General features: G+C 69.5%; 14 protein-coding genes, 1 tRNA gene and 4 pseudogenes. 11 read left to right on the forward strand and 8 right to left on the reverse strand.

The annotated features are described in order from the left end of the window. Positions 1-208: 208 nt before the first annotated feature. From E1P53_RS20095 to E1P53_RS20105, 3 genes are read right to left on the reverse strand one after another with little or no spacing between them, the layout of a single operon-like run. Entirely contained in the window at positions 209-4,156 is a 3,948-nt protein-coding gene (locus tag E1P53_RS20095; RefSeq protein ID WP_131735299.1) for an ABC transporter ATP-binding protein, read from the reverse strand. Further along, positions 4,153-4,878, reverse strand: a complete 726-nt coding sequence (locus E1P53_RS20100; protein ID WP_131735300.1) for a hypothetical protein — start codon at positions 4,876-4,878, stop codon at positions 4,153-4,155. Before E1P53_RS20100 ends, E1P53_RS20095 begins: the two co-directional genes overlap by 4 nt. Beyond that, positions 4,875-5,933, reverse strand: a complete 1,059-nt coding sequence (locus E1P53_RS20105; RefSeq protein ID WP_131735301.1) for a glutathione S-transferase family protein — start codon at positions 5,931-5,933, stop codon at positions 4,875-4,877. Before E1P53_RS20105 ends, E1P53_RS20100 begins: the two co-directional genes overlap by 4 nt. A gap of 172 nt (positions 5,934-6,105) precedes the next feature. Between E1P53_RS20105 and E1P53_RS20110 the strand changes: the two genes are divergently transcribed. From E1P53_RS20110 to E1P53_RS20895, 6 genes and pseudogenes are all read left to right on the forward strand, one after another. Continuing rightward, the gene (locus E1P53_RS20110) at positions 6,106-6,774 is read left to right on the forward strand and encodes a PadR family transcriptional regulator (protein ID WP_131735302.1); all 669 of its coding nucleotides are present in this window, start codon (positions 6,106-6,108) and stop codon (positions 6,772-6,774) included. Between the two features lie 73 nt (positions 6,775-6,847). Further along, positions 6,848-8,374, forward strand: coding sequence for a DHA2 family efflux MFS transporter permease subunit (locus tag E1P53_RS20115; protein ID WP_131735303.1), 1,527 nt, complete (start codon positions 6,848-6,850; stop codon positions 8,372-8,374). Between the two features lie 80 nt (positions 8,375-8,454). Then, complete coding sequence (locus E1P53_RS20120) at positions 8,455-9,651, forward strand: exonuclease SbcCD subunit D (protein ID WP_131735304.1); 1,197 nt, start codon at positions 8,455-8,457, stop codon at positions 9,649-9,651. After that, entirely contained in the window at positions 9,648-12,620 is a 2,973-nt protein-coding gene (locus tag E1P53_RS20125) for an AAA family ATPase (protein WP_131735305.1), read from the forward strand. The genes E1P53_RS20120 and E1P53_RS20125 overlap by 4 nt, the downstream gene beginning before the upstream one ends. 56 nt (positions 12,621-12,676) lie before the next feature. Next, positions 12,677-12,749: transfer RNA gene (locus tag E1P53_RS20130), tRNA-Arg, on the forward strand. A gap of 245 nt (positions 12,750-12,994) precedes the next feature. Beyond that, positions 12,995-13,387, forward strand: a pseudogene (locus tag E1P53_RS20895) (hemerythrin domain-containing protein); the annotation flags it as partial. Between the two features lie 138 nt (positions 13,388-13,525). On the opposite strand, the pseudogene E1P53_RS21015 reads toward E1P53_RS20895, so the two are convergent. Then, positions 13,526-13,975: pseudogene (locus E1P53_RS21015) on the reverse strand (AfsR/SARP family transcriptional regulator); the annotation flags it as partial. 154 nt (positions 13,976-14,129) lie between these two features. Next, on the reverse strand, positions 14,130-15,527 hold the full coding sequence (locus E1P53_RS20145; protein ID WP_371831020.1) for an IS1380 family transposase: 1,398 nt from the start codon (positions 15,525-15,527) through the stop codon (positions 14,130-14,132). 43 nt (positions 15,528-15,570) lie between these two features. Here E1P53_RS20145 and E1P53_RS20150 point away from each other — a divergent pair. Further along, positions 15,571-16,748 (forward strand): annotated as a pseudogene (locus tag E1P53_RS20150) (IS3 family transposase). A gap of 1,004 nt (positions 16,749-17,752) precedes the next feature. Here the strand turns inward: E1P53_RS20150 and E1P53_RS20905 are convergent. The 3 genes and pseudogenes from E1P53_RS20905 to E1P53_RS20165 form a co-directional block, all read right to left on the reverse strand. Beyond that, a pseudogene (locus E1P53_RS20905) lies at positions 17,753-17,986 on the reverse strand (AfsR/SARP family transcriptional regulator); the annotation flags it as partial. 60 nt (positions 17,987-18,046) lie between these two features. Then, the gene (locus E1P53_RS20160; RefSeq protein WP_006901302.1) at positions 18,047-18,808 is read right to left on the reverse strand and encodes a DUF305 domain-containing protein; all 762 of its coding nucleotides are present in this window, start codon (positions 18,806-18,808) and stop codon (positions 18,047-18,049) included. Between the two features lie 22 nt (positions 18,809-18,830). Then, positions 18,831-19,652: a thioredoxin-like domain-containing protein gene (locus tag E1P53_RS20165; RefSeq protein ID WP_006901303.1), complete on the reverse strand. Its 822-nt coding sequence runs from the start codon at positions 19,650-19,652 to the stop codon at positions 18,831-18,833. A gap of 175 nt (positions 19,653-19,827) precedes the next feature. Between E1P53_RS20165 and argS the strand changes: the two genes are divergently transcribed. The 4 genes from argS to thrC are packed head-to-tail and all read left to right on the forward strand — an operon-like array spanning position 19,828 to position 25,316. Beyond that, positions 19,828-21,480 (forward strand): arginine--tRNA ligase, encoded by a 1,653-nt coding sequence (gene argS, locus E1P53_RS20170; RefSeq protein ID WP_131735306.1) that lies wholly within the window; start codon positions 19,828-19,830, stop codon positions 21,478-21,480. Next, entirely contained in the window at positions 21,477-22,898 is a 1,422-nt protein-coding gene (gene lysA, locus E1P53_RS20175; RefSeq protein WP_006901305.1) for a diaminopimelate decarboxylase, read from the forward strand. Before argS ends, lysA begins: the two co-directional genes overlap by 4 nt. Beyond that, complete coding sequence (locus E1P53_RS20180) at positions 22,895-24,238, forward strand: homoserine dehydrogenase (RefSeq protein ID WP_131735307.1); 1,344 nt, start codon at positions 22,895-22,897, stop codon at positions 24,236-24,238. Before lysA ends, E1P53_RS20180 begins: the two co-directional genes overlap by 4 nt. Further along, positions 24,231-25,316, forward strand: a complete 1,086-nt coding sequence (gene thrC, locus E1P53_RS20185) for a threonine synthase (protein WP_006901307.1) — start codon at positions 24,231-24,233, stop codon at positions 25,314-25,316. Before E1P53_RS20180 ends, thrC begins: the two co-directional genes overlap by 8 nt. Positions 25,317-25,374 lie beyond the last annotated feature (58 nt).

Consider the following 25,374-nt stretch of genomic DNA (forward strand, 5'->3'; position numbering starts at 1 on the left):
TATCTCGCCTCAATTCCCTGAAGGTGCCGGGTTCTTCGCCACGCTGTCGTCTCTTGTGGAGACTATCGGTGAACCAACTGCCGATGCTACGCGTCGTCTACTGCGTCACACCCACCGACCTGCTACTACGGAGTCAGTTCGTGATCTGGGTGATTCGGCGCAGAGGGTTCGGTACGTGGAGGGGCGACGCGCGCCGTTGCGCGTCCTGTCAAAAGCCCGCGTGCGGGTCGGTGTCCACCAGTTGTCTCGTGCTGTTGTCCGGACCGTGATCCGGGGTGGTGGACGCCTCCGCACCGGGCTGCGGTACCGGGTTCGGGAGTTCGACGTCGGGGGCTTCGTCGGGGTTGACGCCGGCTTCCCAGAAACCGCGGTACAACGTGTCCAACGCGAGCAACTGCTCATGTGTTCCGCGTTCGACGATTCGGCCTCGATCGACCACGGCGATGGTATCCGCGCGCGCCGCCGTGGCCAGACGGTGGGCCACGATCACCGACGTCCGCCGCCGGGTCATCGCGCGGCCGGCCGCCAGCACCTTCGCCTCGGTCGCCTGGTCGAGGGTCGCGGTCGCCTCGTCGAGCAGCAGGATGTCGGGGTCGACGAGTTCGGCCCGCGCCAGGGCGATCAGTTGCCGTTGTCCGGAGCTGAGGCCGCGGCCGCGTTCGCCGACGGGGTGGTTCATCCCGCCGGGGAGAGCGGCGATCATCGGCAGCGCGCCGACCGCGGCGGCGGCCCGGGCGATGGTCGCGCGGTCCGCGTCGGGGCGTCCGTAGGCGATGTTGTCGGCCACCGTCCCGGTGAACAGGTGCGGTTCCTGCGGCACAAGTCCTAGCCGGCGGCGGTAGTCGGAGAGCACGATGCCGCCGATGTCGGTGCCGTCGACGAGAATCCGCCCCGACGTCGGATCGTAGAAGCGGGCCAGCAGCTTCACGATCGTCGACTTGCCGGCGCCGGTGCGTCCGACCAGCGCGAGCGACGTGCCCGCCGGGATGTGTAGATCGACGTCACTCAGGGCATCGGCCCGGGTGCCCTCGTAACGGAATCCGACACCCTCGAAGTCGACCTTCCCGGCGAAACCGCCGGCGGGTGCGGGAACACCGTCCGGATCGGTCCGCAACGAACTGCGGGTCCGGAGCAGGTCGCCGATCCGGCGCAGGCCGACAGACGCCTGCTGGTAACCGTCGAAGACCTGCGACAGCTGCTGGACCGGGCCGAAGAGCATCGTCAGGTAGAGGACGAAGGCGACCAGCGTCCCGGCCGAGAGCGAGCCGTCGGCCACCAGGCCGGCGCCGACGCCGAGCGCGACGGCGGTGGCGAGATCCGACATCAGCGTGATGAGCGGGAAGTAGGTGGCGATCGCGCGCTGGGAGACCATGCGGGCGGCCACCCACTCCGCCGACCGCTGCGCGAAGCGTCGTTGCGCCGCGTCGGTGCGGAGGTAGGACTGGGTGGTCTTGATGCCGGCGATGTTCTCCTGGAAGTCGGCGTTGACCGAGCTGATCAGTTCGCGGGCGCGCGTGTACGCGCGGCTCGCCACCCGGCGGAACGCGACCGTCGCAGCGATGAGGAACGGGAAGACCGGCAGTACCAGCAGGCCGAGGGACGGGCCGGTGATCAGCAGTGCCGCCATCACCCCGACGAGCGTGAGGACCGCGACCACCGCCGAGGTCAGGCCGGTCTGCAGAAATGACGACAGCGCGTCGATGTCGGTCGTCATGCGCGTCATGATGCGACCGGACAACTCGCGCTCGTAGTAGTCGAGGCCGAGTCGCTGGATGTGGGCGTAGCTGCGGATGCGCAGTCCGAACAGGACCCGTTCGCCCGCCCGCGTGGACGTCATGGTGAGTGCGGCGGCGGCGATCCAGCCGACGCCGACGAGGGCGAGACCGCCGAGTGCCGCCCACCAGAGCGTGAACGCGTCCTCGTGGCCGGCGGCGTCGATGACCGAGCGGGCGATGCTCGGGAAGGCCAGGCCCGCGAGGGTGTCGACGCCCACGGCCACGAGCGCCGCGGCGAGCAGCCAGGAGACCGGACGCAGGAGGCCGCGGAGTGTGAACACGGGGTTCTCGCGCCGGACCTCGGCCACGTCGACCCGGGGTTGCTCGTCGGCGGGCGGCAACAGGTCGAGTTGTTGCCGGAGCTCGGGGGTCTCGGGCATGGAGCCCAGCGCGCTGCCCATGCCCCCGCCCCGTGCCCCGGGGCGGGGCGTGGCGGGGGAGCCGGCCGGACCGGCCGCGTCCGAAGTCGCGAGATGCGTTGTGGGCCAGAGTTTCTCGATGTCCTTCGGAGTGGGCTCCGGCGGTGTCGGGATCTCGTCGTCGGCGTTCGGGTCGACGGTGACCGACGACATCAGCTCGCGGAAGCGAGGGGACGTCGCCTCGAGTTCGGCGACGGTGCCCACCGCCGCGATCCTGCCCTCGTCGAGCACCGCGACGCGGTCGGCGAGGACCAGCGTCGAGCGGCGGTGGGCGAGCACGAGCATCGTGCGCCTCTCCTCGCGCAGACGGCCGAGGATGCGGGACTCGGTCGATGCGTCGACGGCCGACGTCGCGTCGTCGAGGACGAGGATGCGCGGATCGGCGAAGAGTGCGCGCGCGAGCGCGATGCGCTGGCGCTGCCCGCCCGAGAGGGTGAGGCCACGTTCCCCGACCACGGTGTCGTACCCCTGCGGGAGCGCCTCGACGAACTCGGCGGCGTCTGCGGCCGCGGCCGCCGCGGCCACCCGCTCGTCGAGGGCCGCCCGTTCGGCGGGGGAGTGATCGGAGGTGTCCACTCCGGCGCCCATCGCGATGTTCGCGGTGATGGTGTCGGAGAAGAGGAAGGGCTCGTCGAAGACGACGGCGAGTGCACTGTGCAGCGCGCGCGGGGAGAGATCCTCGATCGGGTACTCGGCGTCGGGGCCGACGATCGCGATCGTGCCGCGGTCGGGCCGCTCGAACCTGCTGACGAGGTCGGCGATGGTCGATTTGCCCGACCCGGGCGGGCCGACGATCGCCACGCACTCGCCCGGCTCGATCCGCAGGTCGATTCCGCGCAGGACGGCGGGGGGATCGTCGGCGTCGTGGGTGTGATGGGCGAACGACACGTCGGCCAGTTCCACCCCGAGCGGGCCGTCGGGCAGGGTCCCGGTGGCCTCCTCTCCGGGATCGCGGGGATGGTCGATGACGTCGTAGACGCGCTCGACCGCGGCGCGGGCGAGTTGGGCGTTGACGATGAGATTGGTGAGCAGGCGTGCGATGCCGGTCATCGTCGTGACGTAGGTGGTGAAGGCGAGGAAGGTGCCGACTGTGATCGCCCCGGTCATCGTGAGGTGCCCGCCGAGGACGATGACGCCGACCATCCCCAGCTGCGGGATGGCGGCGAGGGTCGGGGTGAACCGGGAGTTGATGCGTGCGGCGCGCATCCGTCGGGAGAACAGCGCGCGGCAGCGGCCGACGAGGGTGTCGACGGCGCGGTCCTCCTGCCCGAAGCCCTTCACGACGCGGACCCCGGTGACGGTCTCCTCGACGTGCTGGGCGACGTCGGCGGCCGCCTGCTGGGCCGACCAGGTCGCGGCGAACAGGCGGCGCCGGGTGCGGAACACCTCGAGCGCGATGAGCGGGGCGATCACCAGCGCGACCACGGTCAGCAGCGGCGACAGGTAGGCCATGATCACCAGCGCGACCACCAGCTGCACCGCGGCGCCGAGTGACAGCGGGGCCATGGCGAGCAGGCCCTGGACCACCTGGATGTCGGAGATGGACCGGGACACGATCTGGCCGGTGCGTATGCGGTGCTGGCTGCGGCCGTCGAGGTGCAGGAGGGTGTCGAGCAGGCGCAGTCGCAACGCGTTCTGCACGTTGACCGCGAGTCGGCCCGCGAAGAGGCGCCGACCGAGGTGGCACGCATAACGGACGACGGCGAACACGACCAGCGCCGTGACGAAGGTCGACAGTGCGAGGTCGTCGTCGACGACGCCGGTCGCCCGGTCCATGGCCCCCTTGGCCAGGAGCGGCAGGACGACGTCGGCGGCCACTCCGAGCATGGTGACGGTCAGGGTCACCACGGCGATACGCCGATACCGCCAGGCCTCGCCCAGCAGTTTGCGTATCCAACCGGGCGAGCTGGTGACGGTGGTGTCGGGTGCTGCGGCGTCGGGCGTGGTGGGCTCCGATCTCACCGCGAGCCGGGCGGCAACCCGTCGGAGTCGCCCACGACCTCGGCGTCGAGCACCCAGAACGGCGGCGGAGGACCGAAGGCCTCCCGCGCGTTGTGGATCACCTTGCGGCCCAGCGCCCGGCTGCCGGCGCCGCCGATGACGGCGCCGATCCCCGCGGGCATGAGCTTGCCGACGATGAGCGGCGCGCGCCGGATCGCGTACTTGCGGACGAGTTTGTTGACCAGGGTCTTGTTGAGCCTGGTCATCGCGCCCGACGGCAGTGCGACACCGCCGAGGCGGCGCAGCGGGCCGCCACGGGTGCCGACCACCCGGCCGAGTGCGAGGACGCCCTCCTCGCCGAGCGCCACCGTCAGCACCAGGGCCTTGCGACGCTCGGTCTCGTGCAGCGCGATGCCATGGACCTCGGCGATCGACAGCGCGAGCAGGGCCGACGCCTCGAGGAATAACGCGGTGTCGCCGGTCAGCGCGCCGAACGCCGTCATGGTCCCGACGCCGGGGATCGCCGCCGCGGCGCCGACCGCCCCTCCCGAACCCGTCACCGCGGCCAGGTAGCGCTTCTCGAGGCGTTCGATGATCTGCGCGGGCGTCTCGTCGGGATACTTGCGCCGCAACGAGTCCACGTACTTCTTGACCGCCGGGGCCTGCAGGCGCTGCGCGCGGTCGAGGAGGCCTCCGGTGACCTCGACGGCCTTGCCCGGGGCCTTGGGGGTGGTGTCTGTCATGAGCGCGGTACCCAGTTCTCTTCGGGCACGACCTCCTCGGGTCGTGGCGGGCCGGGCGGGGTGCCGTCGCCGAACGGACGGCCCCCGAGTTCCTCTCGGTGATGCGGGGTCAGCCACCCGCGCAGGTCGGGCCCCTTGGGCACGATCTGCGTCGGGTTTATGTCGGTGTGGACGATGTAGTAGTGCTGCTTGATCTGGGTGAAGTCGGTGGTGTCGCCGAAACCCGGGGTCTGGAAGAGGTCGCGCGCGTACGCCCACAGCACCGGCATCTCGCTCAGCTTGCTCCGGTTGCACTTGAAGTGGCCGTGGTAGACCGCGTCGAAGCGGGCCAGGGTGGTGAACAGGCGGATGTCGGCCTCGGTGATGGTGTCACCGACGAGGTAGCGCTGCGCAGAGAGCCGCTCGGACAGCTCGTCGAGCTTGGCGAACAGTCGGTCGTACGCCGACTCGTAGGCCTCCTGGCTGCCCGCGAAGCCGCAGCGATAGACGCCGTTGTTCACCTCGGTGTAGATCCCGTGGCTCACCTCGTCGATCTCGTCGCGCAAGGGTTCGGGGTAGAGATCCGGGGCGCCCTCGCGGTGAAACGCCTTCCATTCCAGCGAGAAGTCGATGGTGATCTGCGGGAAGTCGTTGGTCACGACCTCTCCGGTGGTGGTGTCGACGATGGCCGGCACCGTGATGCCCTTCGGGTACCCGGGGAACCGCTTCTCGTAGGCGTCCTTGAGCCGGGGGATCTTCAGGACCGGGTCGACGCCGCCGGGATCGAGGTCGAAGGTCCACGAGTTCTTGTCGTGGGTCGGTCCGCAGAGTCCGAGGGAGATCGCGTCCTCGAGCCCCAGCAGGCGCCGGACGATCAGCGTGCGGTTCGCCCAGGGGCAGGCCCGGGCGGCGACGAGCCGGTACCGGCCCGCCTCGACCGGGTATCCGTCGCGACCGTCCGCGGTGATGCGCGTCTCGATGTATTTCGTGTCCCGGACGAACTCCTGCCCGGTCATCACGTAGCTTCCCTGCGCGTCGGCGCCGGCAGGGGTGGGTTCGTCCGGCGATGGGGTCATGGGCTCCACAGTAATGATGCGCGGCGACAGACGCCGCGACCTTGACACTCGCACATACTCCAGCTGGAATATTCGGCACGGGAGACCGGGGTTCGCACGGATTTCGACCGTCGTACCGCGGCGGAGCGCGCCGGATCGGCGGCATCGGACCCACAGGCATCAGGAGGCGGTCGTGGCACGTTCGGAGCGCCCCGTGCTCGGACCGGTGGCGATCCTCGTGCTCGGACTGCTCGACGAGCGTCCGATGCACCCCTACGAGATGGTGCAGACGACCCTCGCACGCCAGGAGGACCGCCTGGCCAAGTTCCGTGCGGGCACGCTCTATCACGCGGTCGACCGGCTCGCCGGGCTAGGACTCATCGAGGTGTGCGAGGTCCGGCGCGAGGGCAACCGGCCCGAACGCACCGTCTACGCGATCACCGAGGCGGGCCGGACCGCGCTCACCCACAACCTCGAGCGCATCCTCGAGACCCCGGACGAGGAATACCCCGGGCTCTACCTCGCGCTGTCGGAGGCCCACGGGCTCCCGCGGCAGCGGGTGATCGAGCTCCTCGGACGCCGCATCGCCGCGATGCGGGCCGAACTCGACGACGTCGCCGCGATGGCGGCCGAGGCGCGGGCGTCGGGCAAGCCGGAGATGTTCGTGCTCGACCTCGGCTGCCGCGTGGCGACGCTGACCGCGCAGCTCGCCTGGCTCGACGACCTCGTCGACCGCCTCCGCGACAACCGCATCGAGTGGCTCGACGACCCGGATTCGCCGTATCGCACCGGATCGACCCCTCCGGTGACCGGAACGGCCGGCACCGCCGCGGTCCCGGACGAGACACAGACCACCCGGTGACGCCAGATCGCTCGGGAACCACAGCCCACCCGGGGTCCATGCCCCGCTCAGAGACAAGAAGGTCGAGTAACCGATGACCACTCCCGACGCCGGAGTCGGCGGCACCCCGGTGACCACGCGCCCATGGGCGGCGCTGATGGCGCTGTGCGTGGGTTTCTTCATGATCCTCGTCGACATGACGATCGTCGCGGTCGCCCAGCCGCGCATCCAGGCCGACCTGGACACCGACGTCAACGGGGTGGTGTGGGTGACCAGCGCCTACCTGCTGACGTATGCCGTGCCGCTGCTCATAACGGGTCGTCTCGGCGACAAGTTCGGGCCGAAGAGCATGTACCAGATCGGCCTCGTCGTCTTCACCATCGCGAGCGTGTGGTGCGGCCTGTCGTCGTCGATCGGCGAACTGATCGCCGCCCGCGCCCTGCAGGGCATCGGCGCCGCGCTGATCACGCCGCAGACGATGTCGCTCATCACGCGAATCTTCCCGCCGGAGAAGCGCGGTGCGGCGATGGGCATCTGGGGCACGGTGGCCGGTGTCGCCACCCTCGTCGGCCCGCTGCTCGGCGGCGTCCTGACCGACGCCCTCGGCTGGGAGTGGATCTTCTTCATCAACCTCCCGGTGGGCATCGCCGGCCTGGTGCTTGCCGCGGTCCTCGTCCCGCAGGTCGAGACCCACGACCACCAGTTCGACTGGATCGGCGTCGTGCTGTCGGCGGTCGGCCTGTCCGCGCTGGTGTTCGGCATCCAGGAGGGCGAGAGCTTCGACTGGGCGGGGTGGATCTGGGTGCTCATCGTCGCCGGCGTGGCCTTCTGCGGCGCATTCGTCTGGTGGCAGTCGCGCATCCGAACCGAGCCGCTGCTCCCGCTGTCGCTGTTCCGCGACCGCAACTTCTCGCTCGCCACCGTCGGCATCGCCTCGATGGGATTCGCGATGTCGGCGATGATGATCCCGCTCACCTTCTTCCTGCAGCTGGTGGGCGGGATGTCGCCCACGGAGTCGGCGGTCGTCATGGTGCCCATGGCGATACTGACCGGCATCCTGGCGCCGATCGTCGGCCGCATGGTCGACCGCGTGCATCCGCGTGCGATCGTCTCCACCGGCCTGGCGCTGTCGGCCGTCTCGATCGGCTGGCTGGGTGTGATCTGCCGGCCGGAGACCCCGGTGTGGCAGATCGTCGCGCCGTTGTGCCTGATGGGCATCGCGTCCGCCGGCGTGTGGGCGCCGCTGGCGGCCACCGCGACCCGCAACCTGCCGTGGCATCAGGCCGGCGCCGGTGCGGGCGTCTACAACACGTTGCGGGTGATCGGATCCGTCCTCGGCTCGGCGATGATCGGGGCGCTGCTGCAGTCGCGACTGGCCGCCGAGCTGCCGGGCGTCGACGCCGCGGCGGCACAGGACGGCACAGGCGGCGCCCGGCTGCCGGAGTTCCTCCGCGAGGGCTTCGCCGAGGCGATGGGGCAGTCGCTGTACCTGCCCGCCGCCGCGCTGGTCGTCGGTGTGGTCGCGACGTTGTTCTTCGTGCGTCCGGCACACCAGATGCCGCCGGGGGCGCCCGCCGCTCCGGCCGACGTCGCCCCGGACGGCGCGACCCACTCCGGGTAGCGCGACTCACAGCGGGGGCCGGCCGGCGCCCGAGCGCGCGTCCCACGATCTGTCGGGACCCGGCCGTATGGTTTGTCACCATGCGGATAGTCCACACCTCCGACTGGCACCTGGGCCGGACGTTTCACGGTGTCGACCTCCTCGACGACCAGCGTCGTGCACTGAGCCACCTGGCGACCCTGGTCGCCGAGGAGGCCGCCGACGCCGTGGTCGTCGCGGGCGACGTCTACGACCGCTCGGTTCCGTCCGCCGACGCGGTGCAGGTCTATGACGAGGGCCTGGCGCAGATCGCCGCCGCGGGTGCGCAGATCGTGGTGACGTCGGGCAACCACGACTCGGCCACGCGCCTGGGTGCGGGCTCCTCGTTCGCCGCCGCCGGTGGGCTCCACCTGCGGACCTCGATCGGTTCCATCGCCGACCCGGTGATCCTGACCGACGCCCACGGCGAGGTCGCGGTGTACGGCATCCCTTACCTCGAACCCGACACCGCCCGGCGGCAACTCGGCATCGACGAGGCCTGCGGGCACACCGCAGTGCTCGAGGCCGCCATGGACCGCGTCCGCGCCGACCTCGCCGGTCGCGACGCCCGCTCGGTGGTCGTCGCACACGCCTTCGTCAGCGGCGCCGCGGCGTCGGGGTCGGAACGCTCGATCAGCGTCGGGGGAGTGGAAACCGTTGCCGCCGAAGTGTTCTCCGGCGCCGACTATGTCGCCCTGGGGCACCTTCACTCGCCGCAGCGGGTCACCGACACCGTGCGATACAGCGGTTCGCTGTTGCCGTACTCGTTCGGCGAGCGCACGCACCGCAAGGCGGTCTGGGTCATCGACCTCGACGCCGACGGCGTGGCTGAGGTCCGCAAGCGTGAACTGCCGCTCGTGCGCGGGTTGAGTTCGCTGCGCGGCACGCTCGAGGAGTTGCTGACCGACGACCGCTTCGCCGACGCCGAGGACCACTACGTGGAGGCGGCCCTCACCGACGACGTCCGGCCGCTCGACGCGATGCGGCGGTTGCGTGAGCGTTTCCCGCACGCCGTCCACGTCCAGTGGGATCGCCCGCACGCCGGCTCGGGGATCGATTACCGGTCGCGCGTTCGCGGGCGCACCGACGCGGAGATCATCCGCTCGTTCATCGAAGACGTCCGCGACGAACCGACCAAGGGGGAGCGGGCCATCATCGAGCGCGCACTGCGCGACGTGGTCGGCGAGCCGGAGGCCGACGCGACCGAGGGCGAGCTCGCGCTGTTCGCCCTCGACGCGATCGTCGCGGAGTCGGCATGAGACTGCATCGCCTGCGGATCAGGGCCTTCGGGCCGTTCGCCGACGAGGTCGTCATCGACTTCGACGAGCTCGGCGCCGACGGGCTCTTCCTGTTGCACGGCCAGACCGGTGCGGGCAAGACCACCGTTCTCGACGCGGTCGCCTTCGCGCTGTACGGCCGGGTTCCCGGCGCCCGCGACACCACCCGCCGGCTGCGCTCAGACCATGCCGCCCCCGATCAGGCCCCGGAGGTCGAGCTCGAGGCGACCATCGGTTCCCGACGACTGCGCATCACCCGCACGCCCGAGTACGAACGGCCGAAGAAGCGCGGTGAGGGGATGCGGAAGATCAACGCCACCGCGTCGTTGGCCTGGCTCGACGGCTCCGGGCCCGACCTGACTCGCATCCCCGACGTCGGCGAGGCGGTGGTCCGCCTCCTCGGCATGAGCGCCGACCAGTTCTTCCAGGTCGTGTTGCTGCCGCAGGGCGACTTCGCCCGCTTCCTCCGGGCCCATCCCGACGAGCGGGAGGCGTTGCTGGAGAAGCTGTTCGACACCGAACGCTTCGGCGACATCGAGGATTGGCTGCGGGATCGGGCCCGGGAGAGCGCGACCCGGCTCGCCGAACACGCCGCCGCCGTGGAGCGGGTCGCCGGACAGATCGTCGCCATCAGCGGTGTCCCGGCGCCCGCGGAGGCCGACTTCGAGTGGGCGCAGGGCTGTCTCGACGCCGCACGTGAGGCCGCTGAACGCACCGGGGCGGAGCTCACGGCCGCGCAGGCCGCGGCCGAGCGGGCGGAGGCCGCCCACCGCGACGCGCTGCGGGCCGAGGACCTGCGACGCCGCGGGGCGCAGGCGCGAGACCGCCTGGCACAGCTCGACGAAGGGGCCGAGACCCTGGCCGAGGCCGACCGCGCACGACGACTCGCGTGGCGCGCGGCGCCGATCGCCCACCTCGCCGACGACCACGACCGGCTGACCGCCGAGGTCGCCGAGAAGACGGTCGCGGTCGATCGTGCTCGTGAGGCGCTCGCCGAACTCGCCGAAGGCCGACCGCTCTGCGAATCCGACTGCGACGACGCCACTCTGGTCGCCGCCGTCGACCGTTGGGCCGAGGAATCCGGCAGGTGGGAGCCGCTCGCCAGGCGTGTCGCGGAGCGTCCGCGCACGGTCGCCGACATCGACGAGCTCGAGGAGGCGATCGCCGCAGCCGAGCGCGAGGCCGCCGGGATCCGGGAGTTGCTCGACGCGGCGCCCGCTCGTCGCGAGGAGGCGGTCACCGCTCTCCGGGAGGCCGAGGAACTCCGGGCCCAGGCGCCCAGGCTCCGTGCCGAACGCGACGCCACCCGCCGCACCCTGCAGGCGTTCGACGACCGTGACCAGGTCCTCGACCAGCTGGCGAAGGCCGAGCGAGATCTGCTCGACGCACGCGAAAAGCACACGGCAGCAAGGGAGCATCAGCTCGATCTCCGGGAAAGGCGTCTCGCCGGGATGGCGAGCGAGCTCGCGCGCGGGCTCGTCGATGGCGAGCCCTGCGTCGTGTGCGGGTCGCCTGACCATCCGGCGCCCGCCGCCGGCGACGAGGAGCAGGTCGGCGAGGCCGACGAGAAGCGGGCCGCCGCGGACGAGCAGGCAGCGAGTGCGATCCGGTCGATCGCCGAGTCCGAGGTCATCGCGCTGAAGGAACGCCGCGCGAATCTCGATGCCGTCATCGGCGACGCCGACCGTGTGGCCACGAAGGCCGAGCTGGACCGGCTCACCGCCGATCTCGCGGCCGCGGAACGCGCCGCCGCGCGGACGCCCACCCTGAGGGAGGCGGTCGAGCGCATCGACGCCGAGATCGCCGGCCGGCGATCTGCGCTTGCCGATCTCGATTCCGCCCAGTCGGCCCGCCGGGAACGGCTGTCCGGCCTGCGGGAGTCGCTGTCCGCGCTCGACGCCGAGGTGGCCGAGGCGACCGGCGGCCGGATCGGCGTCGACGAGCGGCGTCGTGAGCTCGCCGAGCTCTGCGCGCGGGCCCGGCGGCTCCGGGAGGCCAGGCGCGACGCCGAGCAGGCCCGCCGACGCCTCGACGAGGTCGCCGACCGGCTCGCGACGGCCTGCGCCGAGGCCGGATTCGCCACTGTCGAGGACGTCCGGGCCGCGCTGGTCCCGCCGGCGCAGATCCAGGCCTGGGAGCGGATGCTCGAGGACGCGGCCACATTGCGCGCGGCCTCCGAGGAGACCCTCGCCGACCCGGAGGTCCGGGAGGCACTCGAGGCGCCGGCTGTCGACGTCGAGCGCCTGGCCGCGGATCTGGCCGCCGCCCGCTCACGTCGTGACGAGGCGGCGCAGCGCAACTCTGTGGCGGTGCAACGCCGTACCGACCTCGATAGGTATGTCGCCGACTTCTGGAACGTCCTCGACGCCCTGGCGCCGATCCAAGAGCGTCACGCCGAACTCTCGGGTCTCGCCGACCTCGTCGGCGGACGCGGGCAGAACTCGCGTCGGATGTCGCTGCGCTCCTACGTGCTCGCCGCGCGTCTCGACGAGGTGCTCGTTGCCGCGTCGGGTCGGTTGCGTGAGATGTCCTCGGGGCGTTACGAATTCGTCCACTCCGACACAGCGGCCGTCCGTGGGCGACGCCGGGGGCTGGGGATCGAGGTCCGCGACGAGTACACCGGCGCCGTGCGTCCCACCTCGACGCTCTCCGGCGGGGAGACCTTCTTCGCCTCGTTGGCGCTGGCCCTCGGTCTCGCCGACGTGGTGTCGGCGGAATCGGGCGGACGCGTCCTGGACACGATCTTCATCGACGAGGGTTTCGGCACTCTCGATCCGGAGGCGCTCGACCTCGTCATGGGCGTGCTCGACGACCTCCGCTCGGGTGGCCGCGTGGTCGGCGTCGTCAGCCACGTCGACGAGCTGCGCGCCCGGATACCGTCGCAATTGCATGTCGTCCGGCGTGAGAACGGCTCGACGCTGCGGGTGCAGAGCCCGCTCGGCGTGTCGTGAGCAGCCCGATTGTGATGTGACGGTGGGCGTGCGCTAATCTTGGTTCCGCCCGTTGAGCCCCCGTAGCTCAGGGGATAGAGCGTCTGCCTCCGGAGCAGAAGGCCGCAGGTTCGAATCCTGCCGGGGGCACAGAGAATCTTCTTCACCCGTGCCGTTCGCGCACGGGTTTTCTTCTTTCCCGGTGATGGTGTCGCGTCCGAATCCGGGCACATCGGTTCGTGATCGGGCAGGCAGGTCCGTAAGGCAGCTGCAAGCGGTCGGTAAGTCGCGGGGGCACGATGACGGCGATCAAGCGGTCACGACCAGAGGAGAAGCCAGTGACAAGCCGTCTCATCAGCCGATCCGCCGGCGAGCGCGCTCCGGACCTCACCGGCATGAAGGTCGCCCATCGCGCCATGCTCGCCGATACTCGCCGATTCACCGAGATCGTGCACCGGATCGGTGCGGGCGAGGCGTGTGGTGCCCGCCGCCGCCGGACGATCGCCGACTATCTCGGCCTTCTGTGCGACTCGATCCACCATCATCACACCGTCGAAGACGACGTGGTGTGGCCGATCCTCGAGTCCTCGGCGGGGGCGGCCATCGATGTCCGGGAACTGCAGGACGACCACGCCGAGCTCGAAGGGCTGCTCGGCGATCTGCGCAACCGGGTCGACGCATTCGCCAGAGCGAGAGAGGGGGACAGGCGGGTCTCGGCCGAGCTCGCCGAGGCGTTGGCGCGAACCCACGAGTTGCTCGCCGAACACATCGCGGAAGAAGAGAGGGCGGTGTTCCCGATCGTCGCCCGATATGTCAGCGCGTCCGACTGGGATCGCGTCGAGAAGGCCGCTCGCACCGGGGGAAGGGATCGCAGGCGCCGGATCGACTCCCAGCTCGTCGGCGAGGAACGAGCGCAACCGGCGCAGTGTGCCGAGGGCATCCGCCTGTCGCCCGAGCCGGTACTGGGCCAGCGCGAGGAGCCGGAAGAACTCCTCGCGGGTGGGCTGGTCCTCGCACTCTGCGGGCAGCATCTGCGCTACCTGTGGTGCCTGCCCGTGATCGACGGCGAGTGCCGCCCACTGTTCCACCGCGGATCGCCGGAGATCCTGCAGTCGCGCGACCTCGGGTTGCGCCCAGGTCTCGCCGGAGAAGACCCCGTAGGGCTCGCCCCGCCACAGTCGGAGCGCAGCGTCGAGATCGTCCAGTCGCAGCACGGGCTCGACGGGTTCGGCCGCGGTGACGACGGATTCGAAGGCCCACGCGTCGACCGCGGCGCGCGGCAGCCGCAACGCGTAACCGGGTTGTTCACTGACGAGCACCGTGGCGGGCGCCCGAGGGGGCCGCCACGGTTCGATGACGCGGCGGAGGTTCGACACCTGAACCTCGATCCACCGATCGGCTTTTGAAGTGTCGTGAAAGGTGTTGAGCGCCTTTGGCCCGGGTGGCGGGCGCGTGGGAGTTGCCGATCTGTGATGTCGGCTTGTTTCACTGGGTTTCGGGTTCGGGGCCGCTGGGCCGGGCGGTTAGGGGTCAGGTTGACTGTTTTCGGCCGATCGTGTTGTTGAACAACAGGTTCCATTCGGTTTCCCACGGCCATCGGGCGGGTAGGTGCATGGTGATGCGTCGCGCTGAGGAGGCGATGCGTGCGGGTATGCAGATCAGGGTGCGGCGGACCGTGGGTGTGGTGGCTTTGGCCAGGCGTTTCCCGCTGAGACAGGCGGCGGCGCGGGTGAGGTTGAAGGCGATGACCGCGCAGACCAGCCAGGCGGCGTTGGCGTTGAACTTCCCCGATGGCAGATGCGCCAGTGCGGAGGCTTTCAGGTCGGCGTGGACTTGCTCGATGATGGCGTGTGCGCGGTGGGTCTTGTCGGCGGTGACGGTATCGAGGTCGCTGGTGGTGAAGAAGGCGTGAAAGCGCCACACATCGAACAAGCCGTCTGCCTCGGGCGCGAAGTCGGGGGTGCGGCGTACCACCAGCCGGCCGGGCACCTGCAGGCGCTTGGCTTTGGAGGTGAACGCGGTGAACTCGATTTCGGTGACCTCGGCCCGTGACACCCACCGCTTGGTGTCGGGGTCGTAGATGGCGTCGGTGTACTCGATCGTCGTCCACGCCTCGGCGGGAATGTCGCTGATCGCCGCCCGGATGCGCGGGTCTTGGCGCACGGTGACTGACACCTGCGCGCCGGCCCGGATTGCGGTGTTGACCGCACGGTGGCCGTAGAACGCGGAATCCGCCCGCACCAGGACTGGTCCCGACGCGTCAGCGCTGCGTAGGTGCCGCACGCTGGCCAGCGTGTCGGCGATCAGCCGATGAGCCCCACGCGCGGAACTGCACGTCCCTCTACGGAGGCGTTGAGCCGCGATCACCGGTGCCCCATCACCACAGGTGAGGGTAGTGATAGCCGAGTTCAGCCCACGCACCCGGGTGTAGCCGAACCCGGCACCTTGTTTGGCCGGGCCGTGGACTTCGATGATCGAGTCATCGATATCGACCATCACCGGCCCATCGATCCCGGCCAGCACCGGGGTGTGGGCATGCAGGCCGGACAACACGCGGGTGGCGATCGCATCCATCTGACGGACATGCCCGAACCGGAACTCGCACAGAAACGACCCCAACGTCGACGGGACATACGGGTGATCGAACACCTTCCCCATCGCGCCGTGCCGCAACACCGCCATGTCGTCGATGCTGTCCGCGCCGGCCACCATCCCCGCGACCAGCGAGAAAACCTTCCGATCAGGGTTGGCGCCCTTGTCGGTGGGCACGCTCAAGTACTCGCGGGCCAACTCTGACAGGCCGGCGCGGTCGGCCAGCGTCATCACCGGCACCAACCCGGCCGCGCCGAGGAGATTCGGATCATCACAGGATGCAGACCGGACCGGATGACTGTGAGACAATGGGCGTGAGGAACGAACTGGTGACAACTGATCGTTAGTGCCGGGAGGCGCTGACGGGGAGGATGTCATCATGCCCGGCCCCTATCCCAGAGAGTTCCGCGAGGACGTCGTTGCGGTTGCTCGCAGCCGCGAGAGCGGCGTCACCATCAAACAGATCGCCGCCGACTTCGGTATCAGCGAAGCGACGTTGCAGAACTGGCTCCGTCAAGCCGACGTCGAAGACGGTAACCGTCCCGGCCAGACCGCCGCGGACGCCGCCGAGGCGCGGGAGTTGAAGAAGCGGATCCGGTTGCTCGAGCAGGAGAACGAGGTCCTCCGCCGTGCGGCGGCGTATCTGTCGCAGGCGAACCTGCGGCTTGGTGGCTCCCCAAAATGACGTACCCGCTCGTATCTGAGCTCGCCGACGCGGGGATCCCCGTGACGGTGTCGTGCCGGGTTCTCAAGCTCGCCCGCCAGCCCTACTACCGGTGGCGCAACGACCCCGTCCGGGACGCGGACGTGCTCCGCGCATATCGGATCAACGCGCTGCATGATGCGCACCACGAGGACCCGACGTTCGGCTACCGATACCTCGCCGACGAGGCCCGCCGAGCGGGGTGGCGGATGAGCCGGCGGACGGCGTGGAAGCTGTGCTCGCAGGCGGGGATTCTCTCGTCCGCGCAACGCCGGCGACGCGGGAAGGGGAAGAAGGCCGGGCCGCCCGTGTTCGACGACCACGTCCAGCGCGTGTTCCGCGCCGATGCACCGAACCGGCTCTGGCTCACGGACATCACGGAGCACTGGACGAGCGAAGGCAAGCTCTACTGCTGCGCGATCAAGGACGTGTTCTCCAACCGAATCGTCGGGTACTCGATCTCAGATCGGATGACCGCGAAACTCGCCGTAGACGCCGTCCGAAATGCTGTCGCGCGCCGCGGTGAGGTCGCCGGCTGCATCCTGCACGCCGACAGGGGCAGCCAGTTCCGCAGCCGCGCGATGGCCCGCGAGTTGCGCCGCCACGACATGGTCGGATCGATGGGAAGAGTCGGCGCTGCGGGGGACAACGCGGCCATGGAGTCGTTCTGGTCACTGCTGCAAACGAACGTCCTCAACCAGCAGCGGTGGGCGACCCGGCAGGAGCTGCGACTCGCCATCGTCGTTTGGATCGAGCGGAAGTATCACCGCCAGCGCGCCCAGGACACCCTCGGCGGCTTGACGCCCATCGAGTTCGAAGCCAAGCTAGCCGAGCCGCTCACACTCGCGGCCTAAACCGAACCTGTCACCAGTTCGTTCCTCACGCCCTGGCGGTGGACGGGTCTCACTGATGTCTAACGACAATCAACGACTCCTCACACTGTCTCCCAGCTATCCGACCTCCAGCTGGTTCTCCCTACGGCATGTAGGCGAGGATCTCGTCGCGGTGTTCGATAGGAGTGCCGGCCAGTCGCGGACTATTGGCGATATTCTCGCGCCACTTAAGCGGCCCGCAGGCGGTGACGGGTGCACGTCCGCACCTGGCAATACCGGATTTGCCCACAACTGCATCGTGCTGAAGGGAAGCGGATCCGTGGTGGACGCCGCCTCAAGTAACTACTACTTCACACATCCCGTTGGCGACGCCGTGTGCAATCGGAACCATCAGTTCATGTACACCGAGGTGACCGGTCGAGTGGTAACCAGAACAGTTTCGCCGCCTGGTTGCATCAACCCGATCGCCATGGTGGGCACAGGAGACTATGTGACTCTGCCCGGTACACCTCTACTGCTGAAACCTGACACGGCATTCTGCACTCGGGCAAAGAACTCCGCTACGGGGGGAGAATGGACTCCATGGGCCTGCATGAACATCGAGAAGTGAGACCACGAAAGAAGCGCCCGATCGTTCGCATAGCGTTGCTGATCGTCCAGATCTTTGTGAGCCTCATAGCGCTGGCCGAAGGGTTTGGGATCCTGTTCGCTCTCGTTCGCTTCGGGACGATCGTATGGTTTCACATCCCAGTGTTCCTCGTCGCCGCAGTCGTTGCAGTAATCACTTCCAGGCTTCGCCAGAGACTCGCACCCTGATGAAGCTGGTAGCAGCCCCACAGACGGAACAGTAGGAGTGGCAGGTCCCCGATAACCGGTCCAGTCTGTTCTAGAGCCAGTTCCTTCTTACGGTCAGTCGATCTCGTGAGGCGAGTGATTGATGAGGGGAACGGGACTGCTGCACGGATTGGTGACATCTGATCTGGCTTGCCTTCGGGCGGTCGGGAAGGATGTAGCTGTGCCTAAGCCTGTAGTCCGGCAAGGGCCTTGGGTGGTGGTTCGCCGTTCCACAGGTCGTCGATCAATCGGTCCGTGGACACCACGCGTCCCTGACCCGCCACGAGGCGCGCCAGGACCGCCCGCTGTCTGCCAGGCCCGAGATCCACTGGTTCGTAATCGATCTCGCAGGAGACCGGACCGAGCACGGAGATCCGCGGCGGCGGACCCGCACCTTCGGCCGGAGTTGCGTCCCGAACCCCCATGACCATTCGGATCCCTTCGTCGCCGACGTCAGACTATCGCCGACGGACCCGCCCGGTGGCTCAGTTCATCGGCAACGGCCGAGCATCACGCTCGGCGAGCATCGCCTTGATGATCCCGATCTCCTTCTCCTGAGTGCGCTCCATCCCGGCCGCCATCTCGCGGACATAGGGCTGGGAGACGTTGGCCGGGTTCGCGGCGTACTCCATCATGTGCAGCCCGCCCTCGTGGTGGCGCAGCATGAGCTGAAGGAAGGTCGTGTCGACCTCCGGCCCGCGCATCGCGCGGAACCGCTCCATCTCGGCCGACGTCGCCATGCCGGGCATCGCGGGCTGTTCGGCGTCGGCGTTCGACGGTGTCGAGCCGTGGTCGACGTGGCCGCCTGCGCCGTGATCGCCGTGGTCCTCACCGGAGGAGTCGGCGGAGCCGTGACCCATCCAGTCCATCGGCTCGCCGGGGTTGTTGATCGGCTTGCCCCAGCGGACCAGCCACGACTGCATCTGGCCGATCTCGTTGGACTGTGTGGTCAGGATGTCGAAGGCCATGCTGCGCACCTGCGGGTCGGTGCCGTGCTCGAGCTCGATGGCCGCCATCTCCACACCCTGCTCGTGGTGCCGGATCATGTCCTGCGCGAATCCGACCGCCGCCGGGCCGGGGGTCTCGGCATCGCTCTTGTCGTCGTCCAGGCTCGCCTGGATCAGCAGGCCGAGTCCGACGCCGACCAGCAGGATCGCGACCCCAGCGAGTGCCAGCAGCGCGGTGCGACGCCGCGGCGCGGGGGCGGGTTCGGTGGCGGGTGCGGTGCCCTCGGGTGTCTCGCTCATCGGAAGTCCTTCTCGCGGGCGATCAGTTGCCGGCCGGCATCGGGTTGTCGCCGCCGCCGTCCATCGGGACCGCGTCGGGACCCGGCTCGCCCTCGTCGGCGGGCGGCGGGTTGGACGGGTCGAAGCCCGGGATGGCGGTACAGGTCGCCTGGGTCTCCGGGTATGCCGCGGCCTGCGGGTTCTCCTTGTAGACGCCCGGCATCGTGTTGCGGCGCAGCGCGGTGATGAACTGGTTGACCCGCTCGTCGGTCGCCGAGTCGAGCTTCAGCTGGTGGCCCCAGCTCTGCAGCGAGACGGGCGAGTCCTGGCCGGGGTAGGGCGACAGGAACAGATACTGCTCGCCGCGGACGAGGCGCTTGAGGTGGTCGAGGTCCTCCGGCGAGATGGTGTCCGGGTTGTAGGTGATCCAGATCGAGCCGTGCTCGAGCGCGTGGACCGCGTTCTCCGGGCGCAGCGGGTTCGGGTAGACGACGCCGGTGCAGGTCGCCCAGATCTCGTCGTGCGGACCACCGAACGGCGGCGTCTGGTCGTAGGCGACGCGCTGCGTGGCGTTCACGTGCTTGCCGGCCTCGTAGTAGATCTTGGTGACGCCGGGGATGTCGTCGGACGGGTCCGGCTTCTGCGGGGACGGGATGAATTCCGACACCGATTCCACCGCGATGTCGTCGCGCTCGTTCTCGCGCTTCTCGTTGAACTTGGGGACGAGGTAGATCGCGAGTCCCGCGATGAGTCCGATCACGACGACGACGGAGCCGACCACCATCCAGTCGATCCCGCCCGACTTGGGGACGGACCCGGACTTCTTACGAGCCTTGGGGACGTTGGCCCCGGATTTGCGCGCCATTGACTTCTTTCCTCATCCGATGGGTCACTGCACGCGAGCGCGGATCCTCGGCGTCCACGCGCGGGCGCAGACGAGTCTACTGATGGACCCGGCGCGTTCGGCGGAGTCGCGGTGCGTCGGCGCAGGGAGGGTGCGATTATCGGTGGAAGGGGCCCGGCCAATAGGATGGTGTCCCGTGACTCCCGCCGACCTCGCTGCGCTGCTGCGCGCCGTGACCCTGACCGTGGTTCGCGACCATGGACTGGACGAGACCCTGGTGCCCGACTCCATCACCGTCGAGCGCCCGCGTCACGCCGACCACGGCGACTATTCCACCAACATCGCCCTGCAGCTCGGCAAGCGACTCGGCGTGGCTCCCCGCGAGCTCGCCGGCTGGCTGGCCGAGGCCTTCGCCGCCGCCGAGGGCATCGCGAAGACCGACGTCGCCGGTCCGGGATTCGTCAACATCTGGCTCGGCGCCGCCGCGCAGAACACCGTCGTCGCGACCGTGCTCGCGCAGGGCGACGGCTACGGCCGCGGCGAGGAGCTCGCCGGCTCGATCATCAACCTGGAGTTCGTCTCGGCGAACCCGACCGGCCCGATCCACCTCGGCGGCACCCGCTGGGCCGCGGTCGGCGACGCGCTGGGCCGCGTCCTCGCCGCACGCGGCGCCGACGTCACCCGCGAGTACTACTTCAACGACCACGGCGAGCAGATCAACCGCTTCGCACGCTCGCTGGAGGCCGCGGCGCTGGGCAACCCGGTCCCCGAGGACGGCTACGCCGGCGCCTACATCAACGAGATCGCGGCCAAGGTCGTCGAGCAGGCCCCCGGCGTGCTGGAGCTGCCTGAGGACGAGCGCGTCGAGACCTTCCGCTCGATCGGCGTCGAGCTGATGTTCACGCACATCAAGGAGAGCCTCCACGAGTTCGGCACCGACTTCGACGTCTACACGCATGAGAACAAGATGTTCGAGACCGGGCTCGTCGACCGGTGCATCGACGAGCTCAAGGCCAACGGCAACCTGTACGAGAAGGACGGCGCCTGGTGGCTGCGGTCGACCAACTTCGGCGATGACAAGGACCGCGTCGTCATCAAGAGCGACGGCAACGCCGCCTACATCGCCGGTGACATCGCCTACTACCGCGACAAGCGCAACCGCGGCTTCAACCTGTGCATCTACATGCTCGGCGCCGACCACCACGGCTACATCAGCCGGCTCAAGGCCGCCGCCGCGGCCCTCGGGGACGACCCGGACAGCGTCGAGGTGCTCATCGGCCAGATGGTCAACCTCGTCAAGGACGGCAAGCCGGTGCGCATGTCCAAGCGCGCGGGCAACGTGGTCACCCTCGACGACCTGGTCGACGCGGTGGGCGTCGACGCCGCGCGGTACTCGCTGATCCGCTCGTCGGTCGACATCAACATCGACATCGACCTGGACCTGCTCACCAAGCAGTCCAACGACAACCCGGTCTACTACGTGCAGTACGCGCACGCCCGGATGTCGGCGCTGGCCCGCAACGCCGCCGACCTCGGCGTCGTGTCGTCGCTGGACCACCTCGACCTGCTCGACGATCCGGCCGAGGGCGAGCTGATCCGCACCCTCGGCGACTTCGACGAGGTCGTGTCGACCGCGGCCGCCCTGCGCGAGCCGCACCGCGTGTGCCGCTACCTCGAGGCGCTCGCCGGCACCTACCACCGCTTCTACGCGAAGTGCCGTGTGTTGCCGCAGGGCGACGAGGAGGTCGCCGACATCCACCGCGCACGTCTCGCCCTGTGCGAGGCCACCCGGCAGGTGCTGGCCAACGGGCTGGCACTCGTCGGCGTCAGCGCTCCGGAGCAGATGTGAGCGCGCACCCGGCCGGCCCCCGGCACGCCGAACTGCTCGCCGCTCCGCATCTCGCGCAGCGGCCCAACGATCCGGCGGTTCTCGCCGAGATCCCGGCGAAGGTCTGGCCGCGCAACGCCGCCCGCGACGATTCCGGTGAGCTCCGCATCGCCGGGGTCGGTGTCGGCGAGCTCGCCGAGGAGTTCGGCACGCCCGCGTTCATCATCGACGAGGCCGACTTCCGGTCGCGCTGCCGCGACATGATGGCCGCATTCGGGCCGTACGGCCGGGTCCACTACGCGTCGAAGGCGTTCCTGTGCAGCGAGGTCGCGCGCTGGGTCGCCGAGGAGGGGTTGTCGCTGGACGTGTGCAGCGGCGGCGAACTCGCCATCGCGTTGCGGGCCGGCTTCCCGCCCGAGCGGATCGCCATGCACGGCAACAACAAGAGCGTCGAGGAACTGGCCGCCGCGGTCGACGCGAAGATCGGTCACGTCGTCCTCGACTCGATGGTGGAGATCGAACGGCTCGACGCGATCTCGCGCGAGCGGGGAGTGGTCACCGATGTGCTCGTCCGGGTGACCGTCGGCGTCGAGGCGCACACCCACGAGTTCATCTCGACCGCGCACGAGGACCAGAAGTTCGGCTTCGCACTGGCGGGCGGGGTGGCGATGGACGCCATCCGCCGCGTGTTCGCCACCGACAACCTGCGTCTCGTCGGCCTGCACAGCCACATCGGATCGCAGATCTTCGACATGGACGGCTTCGAGCTCGCCGCCCATCGCGTGCTGGGCCTGCTCCACGACGTGGTGGCGGAGTTCGGCGTCGAGAAGACCTCTCAGATGTCGATCGTGGATCTCGGTGGGGGACTTGGCATCTCGTACCTCCCAGAGGAAGATCCGCTGCCTGTGGACAAGGTCGCCGAGACCCTGGCCGCCATCGTGCGCCGCGAGTCGGAGGCCGTGGGCCTGCCGATGCCGACCATCGCCGTCGAACCCGGCCGCGCGATCGCCGGACCGGGCACCATCACGCTGTATCGCGTCGGCACCATCAAGGACGTCGCGCTCGGCGGCGGGGCGGTGCGCCGCTACGTCTCCGTCGACGGTGGCATGAGCGACAACATCCGGACCGTGCTGTACCAGGCCGAGTACGACGTCCGGCTGGTCTCCCGGGTCTCCACCGCGTCGGCAGTCGTCTGCCGCGTCGTCGGAAAGCATTGCGAGAGCGGCGACATCGTCATCAAGGACTGCTGGCTGCCGGAGGATCTGGCACCCGGCGACCTCATCGCCGTGGCCGCGACCGGCGCCTACTGCTACTCGATGTCGAGCCGCTACAACATGACCATGCGTCCCCCGGTGGTGGCGGTCGCCGACGGCCGGGCACGCCTGTTGCTGCGGCGCGAGACCATCGACGACTTCCTCGGCCTGGAGGTGAGCTCGTGAGCGGAACAGATCAGAACACAAGCGAGACAAGCGAGGTGAACGCCGTGCGACCCATCGGGGTGGCGGTACTCGGGATGGGCAACGTCGGTGCGGAGGTGGTGCGCATCATCACCGAGAGCGCCGACGACCTGCGTTCGCGCGTCGGCGCGCCCCTGGAGCTGCGCGGCGTCGCCGTGCGGGACCTGAGCCGGCCGCGCAAGATCGGCCAGGAGCTGCTGACCGACGATCCGGCGGCGCTGGTGGCCCGCGACGACGTCGACATCGTCGTCGAGCTCATGGGCGGCATCGACCCCGCCCGCGCGCTCATCCGCACCGCACTCGAGAACGGCAAGTCCGTCGTGACCGCCAACAAGGCGCTGCTCGCCGAGTACACCGGCGAACTCGCCACCGCGGCCGCCGAGGCGAAGGTCGACCTGTACTTCGAGGCCGCCGTCGCCGGTGCGATCCCGGTGATCCGGCCGCTCATGCAGTCGCTCGCCGGTGACACCGTCGAGCGGGTCGCCGGAATCGTCAACGGCACGACCAACTTCATCCTCTCGGCGATGGACGAGACCGGGGCCGGCTACTCCGAGACCCTCGCCGAGGCGGGACGACTCGGATACGCCGAGGCCGATCCCACCGCCGACGTCGAGGGCTACGACGCCGCGGCGAAGGCCGCGATCCTCGCCTCGATCGCGTTCCACTCCCGCGTCACCGCCGCCGACGTCTACCGCGAGGGCATCACCGCGGTGACCTCCGACGACCTCGTCGCGGCCAAGAAGTTCGACTGCACCATCAAGCTGCTGTCGATCTGCGAGCGGGTTCGCGACGAGCACGGCGGACAGCGGATCTCCGCGCGTGTGTACCCCGCGCTCATCCCGCTGAGCCACCCGCTGGCCAGCGTGAACGGCGCGTTCAACGCCGTCGTCGTGGAGGCCGAGAACGCGGGCCGCCTGATGTTCTACGGCCAGGGCGCCGGCGGTGCTCCGACCGGGTCGGCCGTGCTCGGCGACCTGGTGATGGCCGCGCGCAACCGCGTCCACGGCGGACGCGGACCGCTGGAGTCCACCTACGCCTCGTTGCCGATCGCCCCGATCGACGACGTACCCACCCGCTACTACATCTCGATGCGCGTCTCCGACCGACCGGGCGTGCTCGCGCAGGTCGCCGGTGAGTTCACGAAGCGCTCGGTGAGCATCGCCGCGGTGCGCCAGGAAGGCGCGGGCGACGATGCCCGCCTGATCGTCGTGACGCACCGGGCCCCCGACCGGGCGCAGTCGGATTGCGTTGCGGCGCTGGAAGACATGGACGCCGTCATCAAGGTGTCGAGTGTGTTGCGATTGGAAGGTACCGATGACTGAAGCGACTTCTGCGCCCGTGCACCGCGCGTGGCCCGGCCTGATCGAGGCATACCGTTCGCGGCTGCCCGTCGCCGACGACTGGAAGGTGGTGACCCTCCTCGAGGGCGGCACCCCGCTGATCAGCGCGCCGCATCTGTCGTCGCTGACCGACTGTGAGGTCTACCTGAAGGTCGAGGGTCTCAACCCGACCGGCTCGTTCAAGGACCGCGGCATGACCATGGCCGTGAGCAACGCGGTCAACAATGGCAAGACCGCCGTGCTGTGCGCGTCCACCGGCAACACCTCGGCCTCGGCCGCCGCCTACGCCACCCGCGCGGGCATCACCTGCGCGGTGCTCATCCCGCAGGGCAAGATCGCGATGGGCAAGCTCGCCCAGGCGGTCATGCACGGCGCCAAGATCATCCAGGTCCAGGGCAACTTCGACGACTGCCTCGAGCTCGCCCGCAAGGCGACCGCGGAGTTCGGTGAGATCGAGCTGGTGAACTCGGTCAACCCGGCCCGCATCGAGGGACAGAAGACCGCCGCCTTCGAGATCGTCGACGTCCTCGGACGCGCCCCCGACGTGCACGCGCTGCCGGTCGGCAACGCCGGCAACATCACCGCGTACTGGAAGGGCTACACCGAGTACCACGCCGACGGCGTCTCCTCGTCGCTGCCGCGCATGCTCGGCGTGCAGGCAGCCGGTGCCGCGCCGCTGGTCAACGGCGCGCCGGTGAAGGACCCCGAGACCATCGCCACCGCCATCCGCATCGGCTCGCCGGCCAGCTGGAACCAGGCCGTCGCCGCCAAGGAGCAGTCGAACGGCCAGTTCCGCGCGGCGACCGACGAGAAGCTGCTCGAGGCCTACCGCCTCGTCGCCGGCAAGGAGGGTGTGTTCGTCGAGCCCGCGTCGGCGGCCAGCGTCGCCGGTCTCCTCGCGGCCCGCGCGGACGGCTGGATCGAGGCCGGGTCGACGGTCGTATGTACGGTGACCGGCAACGGTCTGAAGGATCCCGACACCGCGCTCGCCGGGATCCCCGAGGTCGAGGCCGTCCCGGTCGATCCGGTCGCGGTCGCCAAGGCGCTCGGGGTCGGCTGAGGAGGTGCCCGGCGAGATGACCTCTGGTGAGATGACCGAACCCGGCGAGATGACGAGA

Origin of the sequence: Gordonia paraffinivorans (assembly GCF_900683595.1) — a bacterium.
Taxonomy (GTDB): Bacteria; Actinomycetota; Actinomycetes; order Mycobacteriales; family Mycobacteriaceae; genus Gordonia; species Gordonia paraffinivorans.

Coding starts and splice junctions, on each gene's coding strand:
- E1P53_RS20100 (WP_131735300.1), bottom strand. CDS start 4,878: ATGACAGACACCACCCCCAAGGCCCCGGGCAAGGCCGTCGAGGTCACC.
- E1P53_RS20120 (WP_131735304.1), top strand. CDS start 8,455: ATGCGGATAGTCCACACCTCCGACTGGCACCTGGGCCGGACGTTTCAC.
- E1P53_RS20115 (WP_131735303.1), top strand. CDS start 6,848: ATGACCACTCCCGACGCCGGAGTCGGCGGCACCCCGGTGACCACGCGC.
- E1P53_RS20160 (WP_006901302.1), bottom strand. CDS start 18,808: ATGAGCGAGACACCCGAGGGCACCGCACCCGCCACCGAACCCGCCCCC.
- E1P53_RS20105 (WP_131735301.1), bottom strand. CDS start 5,933: ATGACCCCATCGCCGGACGAACCCACCCCTGCCGGCGCCGACGCGCAG.
- E1P53_RS20125 (WP_131735305.1), top strand. CDS start 9,648: ATGAGACTGCATCGCCTGCGGATCAGGGCCTTCGGGCCGTTCGCCGAC.
- E1P53_RS20165 (WP_006901303.1), bottom strand. CDS start 19,652: ATGGCGCGCAAATCCGGGGCCAACGTCCCCAAGGCTCGTAAGAAGTCC.
- thrC (WP_006901307.1), top strand. CDS start 24,231: ATGACTGAAGCGACTTCTGCGCCCGTGCACCGCGCGTGGCCCGGCCTG.